19 protein-coding genes are annotated in these 16557 nt (G+C 43.1%); 4 read left to right on the top strand and 15 right to left on the bottom strand.

Going from position 1 to position 16557, the window contains the following annotated elements:
* Positions 1 to 34: 34 nt before the first annotated feature.
* The 6 genes from M3205_RS14890 to M3205_RS14865 form a co-directional block, all read right to left on the bottom strand.
* The gene (locus M3205_RS14890) at positions 35 to 985 is read right to left on the bottom strand and encodes a cation diffusion facilitator family transporter (RefSeq protein WP_251170639.1); all 951 of its coding nucleotides are present in this window, start codon (positions 983 to 985) and stop codon (positions 35 to 37) included.
* Between the two features lie 115 nt (positions 986 to 1100).
* The gene (locus M3205_RS14885) at positions 1101 to 1733 is read right to left on the bottom strand and encodes a response regulator transcription factor (protein WP_095244349.1); all 633 of its coding nucleotides are present in this window, start codon (positions 1731 to 1733) and stop codon (positions 1101 to 1103) included.
* 42 nt (positions 1734 to 1775) lie between these two features.
* Positions 1776 to 2792: a sensor histidine kinase gene (locus M3205_RS14880; protein ID WP_251170638.1), complete on the bottom strand. Its 1017-nt coding sequence runs from the start codon at positions 2790 to 2792 to the stop codon at positions 1776 to 1778.
* Positions 2789 to 3523, bottom strand: coding sequence for a cell wall-active antibiotics response protein LiaF (gene liaF / locus M3205_RS14875; protein ID WP_251170637.1), 735 nt, complete (start codon positions 3521 to 3523; stop codon positions 2789 to 2791). Before liaF ends, M3205_RS14880 begins: the two co-directional genes overlap by 4 nt.
* Positions 3524 to 3684: 161 nt before the next feature.
* Complete coding sequence (locus M3205_RS14870) at positions 3685 to 4317, bottom strand: PspA/IM30 family protein (RefSeq protein WP_251170636.1); 633 nt, start codon at positions 4315 to 4317, stop codon at positions 3685 to 3687.
* A 17-nt stretch (positions 4318 to 4334) separates the two neighbouring features.
* Positions 4335 to 4682, bottom strand: coding sequence for a lmo0954 family membrane protein (locus M3205_RS14865; protein WP_251170635.1), 348 nt, complete (start codon positions 4680 to 4682; stop codon positions 4335 to 4337).
* Between the two features lie 250 nt (positions 4683 to 4932).
* Between M3205_RS14865 and M3205_RS14860 the strand changes: the two genes are divergently transcribed.
* Together M3205_RS14860 and M3205_RS14855 are read left to right on the top strand one after the other, a co-directional pair.
* On the top strand, positions 4933 to 5442 hold the full coding sequence (locus M3205_RS14860) for a hypothetical protein (RefSeq protein WP_251170634.1): 510 nt from the start codon (positions 4933 to 4935) through the stop codon (positions 5440 to 5442).
* A gap of 167 nt (positions 5443 to 5609) precedes the next feature.
* A complete protein-coding gene (locus tag M3205_RS14855; RefSeq protein WP_251170672.1) occupies positions 5610 to 6545 on the top strand; it encodes a VanW family protein in 936 nt (311 codons plus the stop codon).
* A gap of 33 nt (positions 6546 to 6578) precedes the next feature.
* Here M3205_RS14855 and M3205_RS14850 read toward each other — a convergent pair whose 3' ends face one another.
* Together M3205_RS14850 and rraA are read right to left on the bottom strand one after the other, a co-directional pair.
* A complete protein-coding gene (locus M3205_RS14850; protein WP_251170633.1) occupies positions 6579 to 6836 on the bottom strand; it encodes a hypothetical protein in 258 nt (85 codons plus the stop codon).
* A gap of 87 nt (positions 6837 to 6923) precedes the next feature.
* On the bottom strand, positions 6924 to 7403 hold the full coding sequence (gene rraA / locus M3205_RS14845) for a ribonuclease E activity regulator RraA (protein WP_251170632.1): 480 nt from the start codon (positions 7401 to 7403) through the stop codon (positions 6924 to 6926).
* A gap of 179 nt (positions 7404 to 7582) precedes the next feature.
* Between rraA and M3205_RS14840 the strand changes: the two genes are divergently transcribed.
* Entirely contained in the window at positions 7583 to 7726 is a 144-nt protein-coding gene (locus tag M3205_RS14840; RefSeq protein WP_251170631.1) for a hypothetical protein, read from the top strand.
* Between the two features lie 31 nt (positions 7727 to 7757).
* Here the strand turns inward: M3205_RS14840 and mutM are convergent, their stop codons facing one another.
* The 6 genes from mutM to M3205_RS14810 all read right to left on the bottom strand — a co-directional run bounded on the left by mutM (position 7758) and on the right by M3205_RS14810 (position 14092).
* Positions 7758 to 8570, bottom strand: coding sequence for a bifunctional DNA-formamidopyrimidine glycosylase/DNA-(apurinic or apyrimidinic site) lyase (gene mutM / locus M3205_RS14835; RefSeq protein WP_251170630.1), 813 nt, complete (start codon positions 8568 to 8570; stop codon positions 7758 to 7760).
* 87 nt (positions 8571 to 8657) lie between these two features.
* Positions 8658 to 9794 (bottom strand): trans-sulfuration enzyme family protein, encoded by a 1137-nt coding sequence (locus M3205_RS14830; RefSeq protein WP_251170629.1) that lies wholly within the window; start codon positions 9792 to 9794, stop codon positions 8658 to 8660.
* 129 nt (positions 9795 to 9923) lie between these two features.
* Positions 9924 to 11117, bottom strand: a complete 1194-nt coding sequence (locus M3205_RS14825; protein ID WP_251170628.1) for a Ger(x)C family spore germination protein — start codon at positions 11115 to 11117, stop codon at positions 9924 to 9926.
* On the bottom strand, positions 11114 to 12703 hold the full coding sequence (locus M3205_RS14820) for a spore germination protein (RefSeq protein ID WP_251170627.1): 1590 nt from the start codon (positions 12701 to 12703) through the stop codon (positions 11114 to 11116). The genes M3205_RS14825 and M3205_RS14820 overlap by 4 nt, the downstream gene beginning before the upstream one ends.
* Entirely contained in the window at positions 12700 to 13821 is a 1122-nt protein-coding gene (locus tag M3205_RS14815; RefSeq protein WP_251170626.1) for a GerAB/ArcD/ProY family transporter, read from the bottom strand. The genes M3205_RS14820 and M3205_RS14815 overlap by 4 nt, the downstream gene beginning before the upstream one ends.
* Before the next feature lie 43 nt (positions 13822 to 13864).
* The gene (locus M3205_RS14810) at positions 13865 to 14092 is read right to left on the bottom strand and encodes a hypothetical protein (RefSeq protein WP_251170625.1); all 228 of its coding nucleotides are present in this window, start codon (positions 14090 to 14092) and stop codon (positions 13865 to 13867) included.
* A 207-nt stretch (positions 14093 to 14299) separates the two neighbouring features.
* Here M3205_RS14810 and M3205_RS14805 point away from each other — a divergent pair, with 207 nt between their 5' ends.
* A complete protein-coding gene (locus tag M3205_RS14805) occupies positions 14300 to 15826 on the top strand; it encodes an FAD-dependent oxidoreductase (protein ID WP_251170624.1) in 1527 nt (508 codons plus the stop codon).
* Positions 15827 to 16143: 317 nt separating this feature from the next.
* Here the strand turns inward: M3205_RS14805 and M3205_RS25650 are convergent, their stop codons facing one another.
* The gene (locus M3205_RS25650) at positions 16144 to 16278 is read right to left on the bottom strand and encodes a hypothetical protein (RefSeq protein ID WP_019382593.1); all 135 of its coding nucleotides are present in this window, start codon (positions 16276 to 16278) and stop codon (positions 16144 to 16146) included.
* Positions 16279 to 16557: the final 279 nt, after the last annotated feature.

Below are 16557 nucleotides of genomic sequence, written 5' to 3'. Positions count from 1 at the left end.
AAAGGAAGCCTCATCACAAGGCTTCCTTTTTTCTTCATTTCCACGTCTGGATTTGGTCTGTTTCAAGTATTCCGAGCGTTACGTCACTAATATCAGGGTCATCAAGCAGCTGATTCCTTACACCGATTTTAATATCATCCGCAACCGCAAGGGTCAGTCCTTCAACCAGCTCAATGTACCCTTCCACATGGTACCTTCTTCCCTCCTGGATCAGACGCAGTTGTTTAATATCCACGACCTGGGGGTCATCCAGAATAATTTGGGCAATACGGTCTTCGATATCTTTTGGGGCGGCCACTCCAATCAGGCCAAGCGTATTTTCAAATCCGATTTTTACAGCGATACCCACCAGAAGCAGCCCAATTAAGATTGTGCCCACTCCATCAAGGAAGTGAAGTCCTGTAAAATGAGCGATTAGAATCGAAACAAGGGCAAGCAGCGCACCAAATGTTGCAATAATATCTTCATAAAAAACCAGTCGAGTTGGAGGAGAGGCAAGCCTGACATTTTTAAAGGCAACAGGCACAATGCCAAATCCTTTGGCAGGATTCCTCGTTTCATGGCCGATTTCCTTCATGGCTTTTATTAAAATAAATCCATCAACCGCTACGGCAAGTATCATTACTCCCACATTGAGCCAGAGATCAGTTGATTCCTTTGGATGCCGAATCAATTCCCAGCCTTTATGTAATGTTTCATAAGCCATAATGGAAATGACGATAACAGCAATTAATACAAAAAGGTTGATCACCCGGCCAAATCCTGTTGGAAATCGTTTGGTTGGCGCCTTTTCCGCAAGTGCACTGCCAAAGAACACAAACCCCTGATTCAGTGCATCTGCCAGAGAATGGAGAGTCGTGGCAAGCATGGCTCCGCTCCCGCTTGCAAAAGCTGCCAGACCTTTTGCAATTGCAAGTGCCGTATTTCCGATTGCTGCCATTCCCGATGATTTGTTTCCTTTTTTCAATAAAGCAATCACTGACATTACATCACCGCCAAATATTTTTATTTGGTTTTATTGTTACCCTCATCAACAGATTCCGAATCATTTTTTGGCAAAATAAAAAGAGCTAATATCAATGATTAGCTCTCCAAAGACATTATTTAACTAGCGAGTGCTTAAAGGCATATATGACAGCCTGGGTCCTGTCCTGCACCTGCAGCTTGCTTAGTATATTGCTCACATGAGTCTTAACTGTTTTTAAGGCAATGAAAAGCTCGTCGGCGATTTCCTGGTTCGTTTTTCCTTCTGTCATTAACAGGAGGATTTCCATCTCGCGGCTTGTCAGCTCTTCATGAGGAAGCAGCTGATTTTTCTGCCTCATTTTCACCATCATTTTGCCTGTTACTTCCGGTTCAAGCACTGACTGTCCATGATAGGTCGAGCGGACTGCCTCCGCAATTTCACTGGCTTTGGAGGTTTTCAGCATATAGCTTGTCGCTCCGGCTTCCAAAGCCGGATACACTTTTTCGTCATCCAGGAAGCTTGTCACAATGATGATTTTAGCTTCCGGCCATTGTTCAATGATTCTTCCGGTCGCCTCGATTCCGTCCATTTCCTTCATGACGAGATCCATCAAAATGATATCCGGCCGCAATTCAAGTGCCAGTTCAATCGCTGTTTTTCCGTTATCCGCTTCTCCTATAACCTCAATATCCGGCTGTGCCGTAAGATAAGAAGACACTCCAATCCGAACCATTTCATGGTCATCCACAAAAAGTACTTTAATCATTGGCCTCACCCTCAGAATTAGTCTTGCCTAAGCAGACATTATTTATATAATCGGAACCTTTACTTCAAGGCGGGTTCCTTTATTTTTCACACTGATGATTTTCATACTGCCGCCTACTTCCGCTGCGCGTTCATACATGTTCTGCAGACCATAGGAGCCTGCCTTCGATTCCTCTACATCAAACCCGACTCCATCATCAGCCACCCGGAGTATCGCATAATCATCTCTTTGAATGAGGAGCACTTCAAGATTTTGCGATTTGGAATGGCGGAGGGTGTTGGACACAGCCTCCTGAAGGATACGGAATAAATGGTCTTCCACCCCTTTATCAAGCGGAAAACTCTCCACCTTCCATTCAATCTCCATGGAAACTTTCTGTAGCAATTCGACCAAAAGCTCTTCAATTCCTTCCTGGAGGCTTTTGCCCTTAAGTGCCGCCGGACGAAGGTGCAGGAGAAGGGCTCGCATTTCGAGCTGTGACTGATGGATCATTTCCTCCACCATTTTCAGCTGTTTTGCCTGCCTGTCTTCAGGATCCTGCTGCGTTTCAGTAATGGCGGACATCATCATGGACGCTGCAAACATCTGCTGGCTGACTGAGTCGTGCAGCTCGCGGGCGAGCCTGTTCCGTTCCTGGGAAACGATTTCCTGCATCCTGTTCTCGATATCTTCCGCTTTTTCGTTTGCCAGCTTTTGGGAGATCTTTGCCTGTTCTGCCATATTCCTTTGAATCTTCTCGGCCCTGATTGCAATAGACTCCAATTCTTTACCCATTTCAGAAACATTTAATTGCCTGCCTTCTTCAACCTGATGAAGTATAATGTCTACAGCAAAAAGCTGCCGGCGCCAGTATATGCCTGACAGCAAACCAAAGATCAGGCCTAGGGCCAGGCTTACGCTCGGCACAAATATGATAAATGGTATATCCAGTATTTCCGTTTCCCAAAGATCACGCCAGCCGGGAATGGGGAACATACTAAAAAAAGAGGCTGTCAGGACAGCAAGAATGAGGAGGGACATGCCCGCTCCCCATGCAATTTGCCGCTGGATGATACTCATACGCGCTTCACCTCGATATCCCCGGCTGCAATAGAAGTGAAAATTTTAACGCGCTGTCCTGATTGATCATAGCCAGGTGTCTGTAGGTGAAGATGCTGATTAAACATCTTTGATTCTTCGTACTCAAATATTCGGGCCTTACCCGCTATGGCTGAATGACTGACAGTCACCTCTACGTCATAAGGAACAAGCACCTGCACATTTCCGATAAAGTTCCGGATGAAAATGACAGTTTCTCCTTTTGGAATAACTGTATAGCTTAAGTCGATGACCGTATCACCTATACCGGTCTGGATATTGATATCATTCCATTCATACACCTGCTCAGGCGTTTTTTGCTGGCCGACAAATATATTGGAAAAAAGAGGATTCTTTCTTATGACCGTTTCTTTCTGGAGGTTGACTGATGGTTCCTTTAACTGCGGCTGAATCCGTTTAGGTTCTTTTTTGGACTGTCTAAACTGAATCAGCAGGTGAATCAAAATCGCCAGCAGAAAAAATTTCAGCGTCATCATATTGAAAATAGTGATGAGCAGAAAAAGTAATCCCAGCCAGAAAAGCCATTTACCGGAGCTCTTAGGCATCCACTTTCTTCCGATATATACCATTCCAATTGGCACAAGAAGAGAGAACACCACGCCGCTGTTAAAAAAGGCGATTTCCACAAAGAGAAAGACAATGCCCAATATGATGATCCAGCTCATATAATCGCTTTTGTTGTTTGTGTTCATGAGGCATCCCCCTTTTGTGTAATGGAATGATTGATTAAAAGGCGCAGTATTTCCACGCCTTCTTAGAATACCATTTTTTTTTCATTAAGTAGGAAAAAATTTGTACAGACAGAGTTATTTTACTCTCTTGTTAATTTGAGCTGATGCTTAAGAAATAACGACTACAATACAGGCTTCTTCTCCATCTCTTTTTCCAGCTGCGCGATGCGTGCATCGATAGTGCTGCGGTGATAGGAGCTTTTCACCTCATGCTCTAGACGATCAAGATAGGATTCGATTTCCTGGAATTTTGTAAAGGATTTGTCATTGTTTTGATCGAGCACCTTATCCATTCTGTGGTTGGCGCGTGTAATATTTTCGCGGCCCATCAGCTCCATGCGGCGGATGTGCATATCCTTTAGTTTGTGCTTCATTTCCTCATATTTTCTTTCAAGCTCACCCATTTGCTGCACTGCCTGACTTAGGAGATCCTTTAAACGTCCGGCACGCTCTTCATACTGCATTTGCTCCTGAGCTGCAAACTGATAGAGTTCCTCTTCGCCGGCCTGTGACGCAACCTCTGCCTGGCGCTTGCGTTTGTCTGCAAGGTTCTTCGCCTGTTCGTATTCCCTGGTGAATTCATCCTTTAATGTATATTGACGTTCCAAGAGCTTGCGGACCTTCTCTGTTTCCCGCTCACAATCACGAAGATATTGGTTTAAAAGGGCAATTGGATTCTTTTTCTCCTTTTTATCCAATGCTTCGTGAAGGTCTGCCATAACTGTATCTTTGATTCTTGTTAATAGGTTTGCCATATCGATCTCTCCTCTTTTTAGTTTCTGTTTAATTCTGCCCACTGCTTTTCAAAGCTGGCAAAAGGGTCATTGTCTTCTTCCATTGCACTTGAGCCTGAATCGTTCCACTTTTTATAGACCAGATATAAAACGTATGCTGCTGCAAGCCCTAAGATGGCCGGGAAGTTGGAAGCTGTAGCCATCAGAGCAATGAACCCGATGATGCCAAATCCGATTTTCGTCATCGTGCTTTCTGCTTTTAAAAATTGTTTAAACACAAAGTATAGAATCGCCGCACTAACTGCCAGGCCCACGATGGGCCCAAGATTTGAAATCAGCACCAACGCCGCAATTCCACCTGCTATCAATAATCCAATTTTTTTCATTTTCGTTTCCTCCTTTCTTGATTTCATCTTACCTGTTTTAGAAAAATGCTATAACGAGCCCCAGCTTTATTTTCAAATAAGACCTGAGACGTAGCGTTTCTTCGGCCTCTCTTAATAAAGCTGGGAAATCTGGAAAAAGAATGTACGTTAGAACAGAAGATTGAGGGGTACACATGGGGTATGCAAACAAATAATAATGATGTCTGCAATATGCAGTTTTTGATACATCTATTGAAGTGGAGGTCTTCCCATGTTTGGGTATGATGATTTTATGAAGTTCATTCAAGCCTTTTTTGTGGTATTCCCTATAGTCACACTCATTCATCTATTAGGTCATATATTCTTTGCAGCCATCTTTGGCGGGAAAGGAATCAAGGTTATTATTGGCACAGGCAAAATACTTTTTTCAACGAGGTATTTGGAGGTTAGGCGGTTTTATTTCTGGTATGGGGGATGTGAGTATACATCTTTAACATACAGCAATAAACTGACCAAATCTCTTATCTTTTTAGGAGGATCCATTTTAAACATCGCCAGTATTTTCCTTGTGAATTACTTGATCCGAATCGGCATTCTGGATGCAAATATGCTGTGGTACCAATTTGTCTATTTTTCCTTTTATTATGTCTTTTTCGCCCTGCTTCCAATGGATATGGCAGATGGAACGCTTAGTGACGGGAAAGCTATATACAAGCTCTGGGTTGATAAAAATGATGATGATTCCTCAGCAGACTGCCAGCTGGTTAATGAAGAAAGATAATTGGCATACAAAAGGAAGCTCCGATCACCGGAGCTTCCTTTTTGTGTGTTTCTAATTGCTGCTTTCAGCAAGCTTCCAATGCAGATGAAAATCGCCTGATTAACAATTCTTTCGGCACATGAAAGAATTCTTTCATGCCAATACTAATGGCGGAGGTGAAGTGTGATATGTATTTCTCATGGATGTTAGGGATTATGCTATTAGCACAAACACAGACTGCCGGACTTACAGAAAATTTATCCATTGAAAATAACGGCGAATCCATTTCAAGTATCAGCAGAATCAACTATCAAATACCTTTTCCAGGGCTTCCTCTGGTAGATAGTGAACGGTTCATTCAGCTGCTCGAGACATTGGATCGTCAGACGTATATTCCGCCTATGAACGCTTATATAGGCGATAGCGGGCAGATCGTTGCTGAGAAACCAGGCAAAATACTGCACCGTAAAGCATTCACAGATATTTTTTATTCCTATTTTTATGATAAAGGACCGGCCAGAATTGAGATTCCGATGCTCCCCGTTTATCCACGAGTCGATCGGGACCTTCTTTCCCATATCCGGGTTAAAATGATCGGCCAGTATGTTACATATTTTAATCCAAATAACACCTCACGCTCTCATAATATTCAGCTTGCAGCCGAAGCCCTTGATAATACTGTCGTGTTTCCGAATGAGGTTTTTTCTTTTAACCGGGCTGTTGGCAAAAGAACGGCGGGGAAAGGCTATATGCGCGCTCCGGTGATTGTACGAGGAGAGTTGTCAGAAGATATTGGCGGGGGGATCTGCCAGGTTTCCTCCACTTTGTTCAATGCAGTTGATCGGGCAGGCGTGAAGGTGCTCGAGCGTTATTCCCACAGCAAGAAGGTTCCATATGTACCGCCCGGCCGGGATGCAACGGTAAGCTGGTATGGCCCTGATTTCACCTTTAAGAACCATTACAGCTTCCCTCTGCTGATTCGGGCAAAAGCTATGCACGGCCAGATGTTGATCAGAGTATATTCATCTGATGAAATAGATTATGAGCCCCGCCAGGTCCCGAAGGCTTCTACAATGCTGCCTGAAGAAATCAGCATTGAAAAGGAAGCGGTTAAAGAGGATTAATAGCCTTCAATTCATTCGGCCTTACCCTGCCAACTATAACAAAAGACCAAGGAGCATTATTACCAGCCCAAAGATCGCAGAGCCCCGCTTCACCCTTCTGTTCTGCCGGGGCTTCAGGAATAAACTGTTCACAAAACCTACTGGTAAGACAATACCATTAAAACTAAAGGTAAATGTTCCCAATAGATAATAACCGATCAGTTTCAGCAACAAGTGTTCTTCTTCCTCACTCCTGCTTCGGAACAAAAGATAAATGGCCGCTGCCCATAAAAGCAAAAAGATTATAATCATGTTATGGACCCCCTTTAGATAAGGATCTTTGTTGAGCAGGAAAGTGCCAAAAATAGAAAACACCCGCTCATAAGCGGGTGTTCGACTTTAAATAAGTGGTAATGAAGAGAGAATCACACCATCTTCATCTGCATATACATATTCACCCGGCTTCCAGTCAATCCCTCCAAACGTGATAGGAATGCTGCTGTCCCCTTTTCCTTCTTTTCGGCTCTTCAAAGGGTTTGAGCCAAGTGCCAGAATGCCTGTATCGAGGCTTCCGAGCTCTACTGTGTCTCGAACGCACCCATAAATAATTACACCGGCAAGCTTTCTTGATTGAGCAATCCCGCCAAGCCGATCACCCATTAAGGCGCATCTTTTTGACCCGCCGCCATCAACTACCAGCACACTTCCCTCAGGAACCGATTCCAGTGCCTCTTTTACCAGGACATTATCTTCAAACACTCTAACAGTAAAAATTGGACCGGAAAACTTTCTTTTTTGCCCATAAGATTTAAACTCCTGCTGGCAAATACGCAGCTCCTGGCTGTGGTCATCACATAAATCTGCCGTTTTAAAATCCAAAAGAGATCTCCTCCTTTAGCGCTTTTGGCTGTAAAACTCTTTATGCCATCCTTCAATACTTCGATATGCAGCAGACTATCCCCTTCCTTTTTTCATAATCGAATGGGAAAGATTGCAGATTTCAGGCATATATCTTTTAGTAAGGAAACTTTGCGCTAATAGAAAAGGGAGGTTAAAGAATGGCTTTAATGTGGGCTATTACAATCGGTTTTATTGTTTCATTGGGGTTTGTCGGATTTATGCTTGTCCATTTTCTAAAGGGTGCAATGGATTCCCGAGATTCCACCACTGTTGACAAGATTCAGAGTGATTCGAAAGAGTAAAGAAAAAAGGCTGCCCGTATTGGCAGCCTCTTTACTGGCTTTGACAGTTTGCACAATAGAACGTTTTTCGTGAGGATATTTCTTCTTTGACTATAGGGCTGCTGCAGCGAAGGCATGGTTCTCCTTCTCTGTCATAAACCCTACACTGCTCATTATAACCCCCGGTTTTGGCATCCCCTTTAAATAATGGCTCTTCCATGTAGCCCCCAAACTGAATAGCACGGGTTAATACACCCTTCATGGACTGATACAGGATTTTTATTTCATCCTCATCCAATTCATCAGCTTTTTTCATTGGCAGCAGTCCAGCCTCAAAACAGATTTCATCGCTGTAGCAGTTGCCGATTCCGGAGAGAAACTTCTGATTCACAAATGTTGTTTTCAGCATTCCTCTTCTGCGTCCAATCAGTTCCCGGAAGGCTAGAAATCCCAATGTGTGATCCAGAGGCTCCGGTCCCAGATGGGAAAGCTCCTTATCCACCTCTTCGTCTGTCAGCAAATGCAGATAGCCAAGTCTTAGTCCAATAAAATAAAGGTTTTTATCACCAAAAGAAATAATAACCTGTTTAATTCTGTCAGGATTGTCCGTTTCGCTGCCGATATACATCCAGCCCCCAAGCATAAGGTGCAGCAGCAGATTTTTACCGGAACTCAGCTTGAAAACAAGGTGCTTGGCCCTTCTGTGGATTTCCGTTATTTGCACATTAATCAGCTGACTTTTAAATTGGGATGGCTGCACATTGATTGATTTTTCGCGGTTCACCTCTACATCAGTAATGACTTTACGGACCAGTTTCTCTGTTAACAGCCTTCTGTATGTTTCCATTTCCGGAAGCTCAGGCATGGTGTCAGCTCCTTCCTAAAATACTGTACCCCTTAGTATTTAATGGAAGGATTCACTTCATTCCTGAAATCTGTACAGATTTTCAGGTCAGCACCGACTCCGATTAACAGCATCATTCAGCTGTGCAATGATATCACCCGGATGTTCAATGCCCATGGATATCCTCACCACCTGCTTAGTAATACCAAGTTCTTTGCATACTTCAGGAGGCAGCGCACGGTGAGATGTTGTCAGAGGATGGGATACGGACGTTTCAACGCCTGCAAGTGTCGGTACAATTTTTATCCATCCAAGCTCTTTGAAAAATTTATTCACATCTGCACTCTCAGACAATTCAATCGTGACGATGGCGCCGAACCCTTCTTCACCATGGTGGAAAGGATAATAGACTTTGTTTACTTCCTGGTTTTTCTCTAATACCCTTGCGACTCTTCTGGCATTGGCAGACTGCTGCTTCATTCTGAGAGCCAGCGTTTTCGCTCCCCTGCATGTCAGCCACGCTTCAAATGGACTCAGATTTGCCCCGAGGTTTACAATTTTCCCGCGTGCTTTTCCAACCAGCTCTTCATCTCCAGCAAGGACACCTGCAGTGATATCACTGTGTCCGCCTATGTATTTGGTTGCACTATGGACGACTAGATCAATCCCCTTCAAGTAGGGCTGGCAGTGATAGGGAGTGGCAAATGTATTATCAATCAAGGTAACGAGATGATGCTTCTTCGCCAGGCGGACGACTCCTTCTAGATTTTCAACTCTCAATAAAGGATTTGTGATGCTTTCTGAGTATAAAAGTTTTGTATTCTCCTTAATGGCCCCCTCCACCTGGTGAAGATCAGAGAATGGTACAAAGGTTACTTCTATACCGAGCTGTGTCAGCTCTTCCTTGATTAAATGGAAGCTGCCTCCGTACAGATCATCGGCAGCCACTATATGGTCGCCGCTTTTGACCACAGCAAGCACTCCCGAGAGGATGGCAGATAAACCGGAGGAAGAGGCTGTCCCGGCCGGCGCGCCTTCAAGACCGGCAATTAATTCACCAAGCTCATCTGTATTTGGATTTCCGACCCGGGAATAGAGGTAGTTGCCGTTACCCTGATAGTACCCCTCCAGCTCATCAAGATCGCTGAAAGCGAAAGCTGAGGTTTGATAGATGGGGCTGACTTTACTTTTAATATTGCGATTGCTGTTATTTTTTCTATGAAGGACAGACGTTTCGAAATTCATTTGACCTTTCCCCTTTAAAAGAAATAAGTCTGGAAAAATGCCCAGACCTTTTCAATAATAATTAGCTGAATTTATAAAAAATTATATCAATACAGCTTTTATGCGTCAATGAATGAAAGGATCTCAATTCTACTTTACTTCCTTCAGAAAGCTTTTAGTCCTTATGCCCGTTCGACGAATGTTTAATGATGTGTCTACATGTATATCCGCTTCAGCAAATTTTTCATCCCAGTTCTTCTCGACTTTGTTGAAATTCTGATAATCCTGTCTCAGCACAACTTCACCAAAACCAAAAATATCAGTACCATATTCCTGCTGGACCTTTTTGATCGTTTCTGCCACCTTTTCATTAACCTGTTTCTCTGCAATTTTCCCGTTTTCTTCGTATGTCTTTACTTTAACAAACTGATCTTTGCAATAAGCCCCTTCAATATAAGCCTCTGCTCTAATTTTTATATGAATATCAGCTTTTCCATTCTCGAGTTTCCCTTTAATCTTTGTCTTTGTATCGTATACTCTAATCCCCATATAACGGCTTTCGCTGCATTTTACAGTAATAGAGGTTTTATTAATTTTATCCTGAATCCATAAGTAATTCCTTGAATCCTCCAAAGTCAGAAACCCTACCAGCTTATCACCATTGAAAATAGCCAGCGAGTCCAGGACAACAAGCGCGTCCGGGGTGACCTTCATCATATTTTCTGTATTGGCTCCAGCCTCTGGGTCACCCTTTATCCTGACAGCGGCCATTACAGGCTGACGGCCACGAGCGGTCCATGCCGTAATGACATCATTCATTCTCACTCCCGGGTCTCCGCCCCAATCCTTCATCATCGTGTCCAGTTGAGTATGCAATTTTAAAGATGTAGATTTCTGGAATTGATACGTCACTTTTAGAACATCAGAACCTTTAGAATCTCTTGCAATCAATATATTAAAATCATCACGGATTTCCCGGTTTCTTTCCAGAAAATCAATAAAGTCAATAATCCCTTCTTTTGCAAGCTCCTCTCCGATAATCAGTGTGCGCATGTGAGAATAAATCAAATGCCTGGATATCCCTTCATTAACTCTATAGATCAGCTCTGCGATAGAATTCCCCTCAGCAGAATAAATAATGGATGGAGCAAATCCGCTTGCGGTGCGGTTATTCAATTCTGTTGCATTAATGGCTTCTACAGTCAGAATATAACTATCGTTTTCTCCCTTATCCACAGCAATTCCCGTGACAACGGTTATTTCACCCAGTTCTCGCTGATCCCAGCATCCAGACAACAGTATTGCCGCTAATAAAATGGCGGCTATCACACCAAAATTTTTCAATTGGGCTGATCTCCTTTCATTGGAGGAGGAGAAGGCGATCCTGTCTTTGGAAATTTTTCAGGATTCTGCGTTTTTAAATATGCTGGCCTCTTCCTCATGCTCCAGATCGGGAATCGGAAAAATACATCCTTCTGCTGCTCGATGATAAACGGGGCCACCGGCGAAAGATATGGAATGCCAAAAGATCTGAGAGAGCTTAGATGGGCCACAATAAAAACAAGTACAATCAGGACGCCATACAAACCCAATATGGACGACACAATAATCAGAAGAAACCTTAACAGCCTTGCTGCTGCAGCAAAACTATAAGTGGGGGATACAAAATTTGCAATGGCTGTGATAGCGACAATGATGACCATAATATTCGATATAATCCCTGCTTCTGCCGCAGCCTGTCCGATTACGAGAGCACCTACGATTGAAACAGTCTGCCCGACAGCTCTCGGCATCCGGACACCGGCTTCCCTTAGAATCTCAAAGGTTACTTCCATCAATATCACTTCAATTACTGCTGGAAACGGCACTCCTTCCCGCTGGGCAATAATCCCGAGAAGAAGGGGCGTGGGCAGAAGCTCATGGTGAAAGGTTAAAATCCCGACATATAAGGAAGGTGTAATCAAAGCAATCATAAAGGATACATAACGGATTATTCTTAAGAAGCTTCCCATCATGAAGTTTTGATAATAATCTTCTGCAATGGAAAAGAAATCGACTAGTACAGCCGGAACCACCAGCACAAAAGGTGTGCCATCAATAAGAATGGCGATTTTCCCTTCAAGTAAATTGGATGCCACTGCATCAGGCCTCTCACTGTTCAGAGCCAGCGGAAAAGGTGTCGCTGCTTTATCTGCAATCAGCTCTTCAATATTTCCTGATTCAAAGATAGCATTCACCTTTATCTTTCCAAGTCTTTTGCGTACCTCCTCAACAATCTTTTCATTTGCGATGCCATCCATATACCCGATGTATACAGTTGTGTTAGTCTCAGAACCAATAATGAATCTCTCAAAACGGAGGTTTCTGTTTTTTATTCTTCTTCTCAGAAGGCTTACATTTGTTGTAATCGACTCAACGAACCCATCCTTAGGACCCCTGATAACTGTCTGCGTGCTTGGCTCAGTTATGGACCGGTCTTCACCAATAGCCATAGAAAGGGAAAGCGCCTTTTCCATATCTTTAAATAAAATTATGATGTTTCCATAAAGGAGAGAGATGATAATCTCATCGAATGTCTCAACCAGCTGATAGCCTGCTCCTCCGAATTTTTCCTTACATAAAGACTTTAAATCATCCTCTGTTGATAAATGAAAACCTTCCTTCTGCCCGCTGATGGATTGCAGGATCGTTTCCTTGAGTGATTTAGTATCAATCATGGTTGTAAGATAGACAAGCAGCGCATCTTTGCCTTCTGTTTTCAGCTCATCTATGCTTAAATCAATCGTGCTTCCAAACTCAGCAATTATTTTTTCTTTCAGCTGTTCCAGATTCAAGTTTTTTAGATCCGGACCTGCGACTGCTGCTTCCTCAACCTGAACAGGGTACTCCTTTTTTTTGCGCATTTTTAAAAGTGATTTAAGAATACTCAAAACTTCATCCCCTTTGTGCCGGGTTTAGCCTTTTTCTTTCGCTTCCTCCATAAAACTGCAATCAATAGAAGTGAAGGCAGCCCGAACTGCATCGGCAAATGAAGGAAATATGGGACCATCTCAAGTCCCTCCTGCCAATGGTCACCGAAATTTACTGATATCAATACAGAATAAGCTGAAACAAGCATGGCAACAGGCAGGGAAAAATACCGGTACGGAAGTCTGAATGTGTATTCCAGGCCCTTTAATCCGGCAAACATAAACACCGACCCCTTAACCAAAATCCCCAGCATCATGATAAAAACAACGAGCGCATCAATTCTTTCGATGAAATTGCCGATGGAGACCTCACGTGCTGAACTGAGCATGGGAAAATTGGAACGCAGCAAAGCATCAGCTCCAAGTGTCACTATCATTAAAAACATCGCAAATAATAATAACGCACCCGCAATTGCCACTCCCAGCAATGACACACGCAGGCAATATTTAAAATTGGTTACTACGGGAAGGATGAGTGAAAATGCAATAAGCTCGCCAAAAGGAAACACAATCAAAGTTGGAAAAAGCGCCTTTAAAACAGGCTTAAGCCCATCTCCGAGCACAGGCTTTATTTCATTTAGATCGGCATTCCCGCTTGCAAATAAAAGGATGGTCAGAAGGAATAAAAATCCGAATAAATAAGGAGTAAAAATTTCTGAAGTTCTGCCAAGTACTTCAAGACCGAGATATAAAATATAGGCCATGGCAAGACAGATGGTCAGCGAAATAACTTCGATTGGCGTCGACGGCAGAATGGCCGAAGCAATCAACTCGCCAAAATCCCGGACCACCCGGCTGGCAAGGTACAGAAAATAAACTACATATATACTAGAAAAAATAATGGCGATCGGTCTTTTAAAACCCATTTCCATGAGCTCATACAAATTTTTTCCGGGGACCCTGCTAATCAGGAAATAATAGAATAGCATGATCCCAAACCCAAACATAATGGAAACTGCAATGGCAATCCAGGCATCTTTCTTGGCATCCCCGCCTACTCCGACAACAATGGCGCTTCCTAAAAGGAAATTGATCAACAATGTCAGCAGCTGGCTGAGAGATATATTCTCTTTTAACATTCCATCACCAATCCCCTGTGTACGTTCAATTAAGCAAGCGTTTCTATGATGGCCGCTTCTTTTTCTTCGCTTTCAAAAGGCGGAAATCTGCCACTGTACTTGAGGCCAAGCCAATCAAAATAGTAAAAATAATAATCATTCTTCCAGTGGCAATCTCTGAAAACAGATTCCTCAAAGCTTCGAAAAACGTATAATTAAATAATCTCATATCAAATATAGTGCTCAATATTGCCAAGAGCAGAAAAATGGTCAGATAGCTGAAAGTAATCATTACTGTACCCCATTAATATTGGATATTGCATATCTTTTCCCAGTCTGCACATTTTATCCAGAATTAAAGAAAAAACTGCTCAGGTTCTCATATACCAATCCATCTGAGTAATTAACAATTATTTGGGTATGGTTAAAGAAGGAGAAATTGCATAGGAAAAGGATTTAAAGGAAAAATTATGAATGAATATAACGTAGGAGGACGAATATGACGACATCTAACCGCAATACACCCCAATATCCAGAGCCATATTGGAGGGAAGAGGAACTTCCTGCCTTTGATAAGCTCAGAGAAGATGCTCAAACGGACATTGCGATTGTCGGCGGAGGCATTACCGGGATTACCGCAGGGTACCTTCTTGCCAAGGAAGGCTTTAAAGTGGCGATTCTTGAAGCCGGCAATATCCTGAACGGCACCACTGGCCATACAACAGCCAAAGTGACGGCACAGCATGGTTTAATATATGATGAATTAATTAGCCACTTTGGTGTAGAAAAAGCTAAACTCTATTATCAGGCTTCAGCTGATGCATTGAATTTCGTCCGGAACACAGCAGCGGAAAATCAAATTGAATGCGATTTCAATAATGAAGAAGCTATCATCTATGCTGTATCAGAAGAGTACGCACAAAAAGTCGATAAAGAGCGGCAAGCCTATGAAAAACTGGGAATCCCACACAGAATGAAGGAGAGTATTCCGTTTAACATTAACACGACTGCCGTTCTCTCCATGCTTGACCAGGCCCAGTTTCACCCGGTTAAATACTTAAAAAAACTGCTTAAAGACTTTGTGGATATGGGCGGAACTGTTTATGAAAATACTACAGCAGCAAATATTGAAGAAGGCAGTCTTCCTGATGTCGTAACCAGAGACGGCCATCGCCTGAAATGCAAATATGTCATTGCTGCCTCCCACTTTCCTTTTGCGGATATGAAAGGGTTTTATTTTTCCAGATTATCTCCGGAAAGATCTTATGTACTTGGTGTAAAAATTAAAGAGGACTTCCCTGGAGGCATGTATTACAGTGCAGATTCTCCGACCCGCTCGATGAGGTACACACCTTATAACGGAGACAAGCTTATTTTAGTGAGCGGCGACAGTCACAAAACGGGCCATGGGCCGGATACGATGAAGCACTACGATGCCCTCGAAGTGTTTGCTGAAGAGGTGCTTGGCATTACTGATTATCCTTATCGATGGTCTGCCCAGGATTTATACACACTTGATAAGGTCCCATATATTGGCCCGATCACGTCCAAACAGAAGAATATCTTTGTCGCAACAGGCTACCGAAAATGGGGTATGACAAATGGGACAGCAGCCGCCATGCTGATAAAGGATCAGATCATGGAAAGGGACAACCCTTATGCAGAACTGTTTACGCCATCGAGATTTCATGCTGACCCAAGCATCAAAAAATTTATCGCAGCCAATACAGATGTTGCAGGACAGCTGATCAAAGGCAAACTAGAATATGTGCCAAAAGAAACTGGAGATCTGTCAAGTGATGAAGGCGGCGTCGTGATGATCAAAGGCAAACGGACAGGGGCATACAGGGATCCTGAAGGCAGCCTTCACCTTGTGGATACCACCTGCACTCATATGGGATGTGAATGTGAATGGAACCATGGTGACCGCACCTGGGACTGCCCATGCCACGGCTCCCGCTTTTCCTATGATGGAACCGTTGTTGAAGGTCCAGCTGCCAAACCGCTGAAGAAAGTGGAAGAATAACATTTTTATAAAGAAAAGAAGACAGTTTTCCTTTGGAGACTGTCTTTTTTCGGGTATTTTCCAAGTATTTATCTGCAAATTATGGAGCTCGGAGCTATTTGTGTGCGGATAGAATTTTTTCTGTGCGTATAGCTTAAATTTATGTGCGGATAAAACTTTTTCTGTGCGCATAGCCCATTTTATGTGCGGATAAAGCCCTGCTTTATAAATAGGGCTGATTTATAGTTTTTAAACTGCTGGATATCCCGCTTTTATTGACGCATAGCTTTTAATGCCAGCAAAAAAATCCCCCTCTTAAAAAGGAGGATTTTGCTCAATCAGTCCTGCACGTTGTTCTCTTTCTTTTCTTTGCTTCCGGTTGTGAATTCAACAAGCTCTTCGCTTGTGCGCTGCGGTCTGTGTTTATTGTTATTGCGCTGTGCATTGCCATTTCCACGTTTGGTTCTGCCCATATTCTCATCTGCTCCTTTTTTGTTTTATCAGGAGTAGTATGAGTCAATTATGAAGCAGTTATTCTGATGCCAGCACTCCAAGTTCAGGTGCTTTTCTATGACTCGTAGCCTGTTCAAAGGCATAAGCAAGTTTGATCAGGAGAGGTTCGCTAAGTCAAGTCCACTATTTTGTGTAAATTCATTCCTAGGAAAAACAAGTTATTTAGCTCTTATGTTTTTGAAGTAGTGGAAGGGGCCCCTTCCACTACTTCAAAAATTTCGCTCCGCAGATTCTACTGG

The sequence above is a fragment of the Cytobacillus firmus genome (assembly GCF_023715565.1).
Taxonomy (GTDB): domain Bacteria; phylum Bacillota; class Bacilli; order Bacillales; family Cytobacillaceae; genus Cytobacillus; species Cytobacillus firmus_C.
The sequence above is the reverse complement of the archived record's forward strand: the minus strand, read 5'-3'. Positions and strand labels throughout refer to the sequence as shown.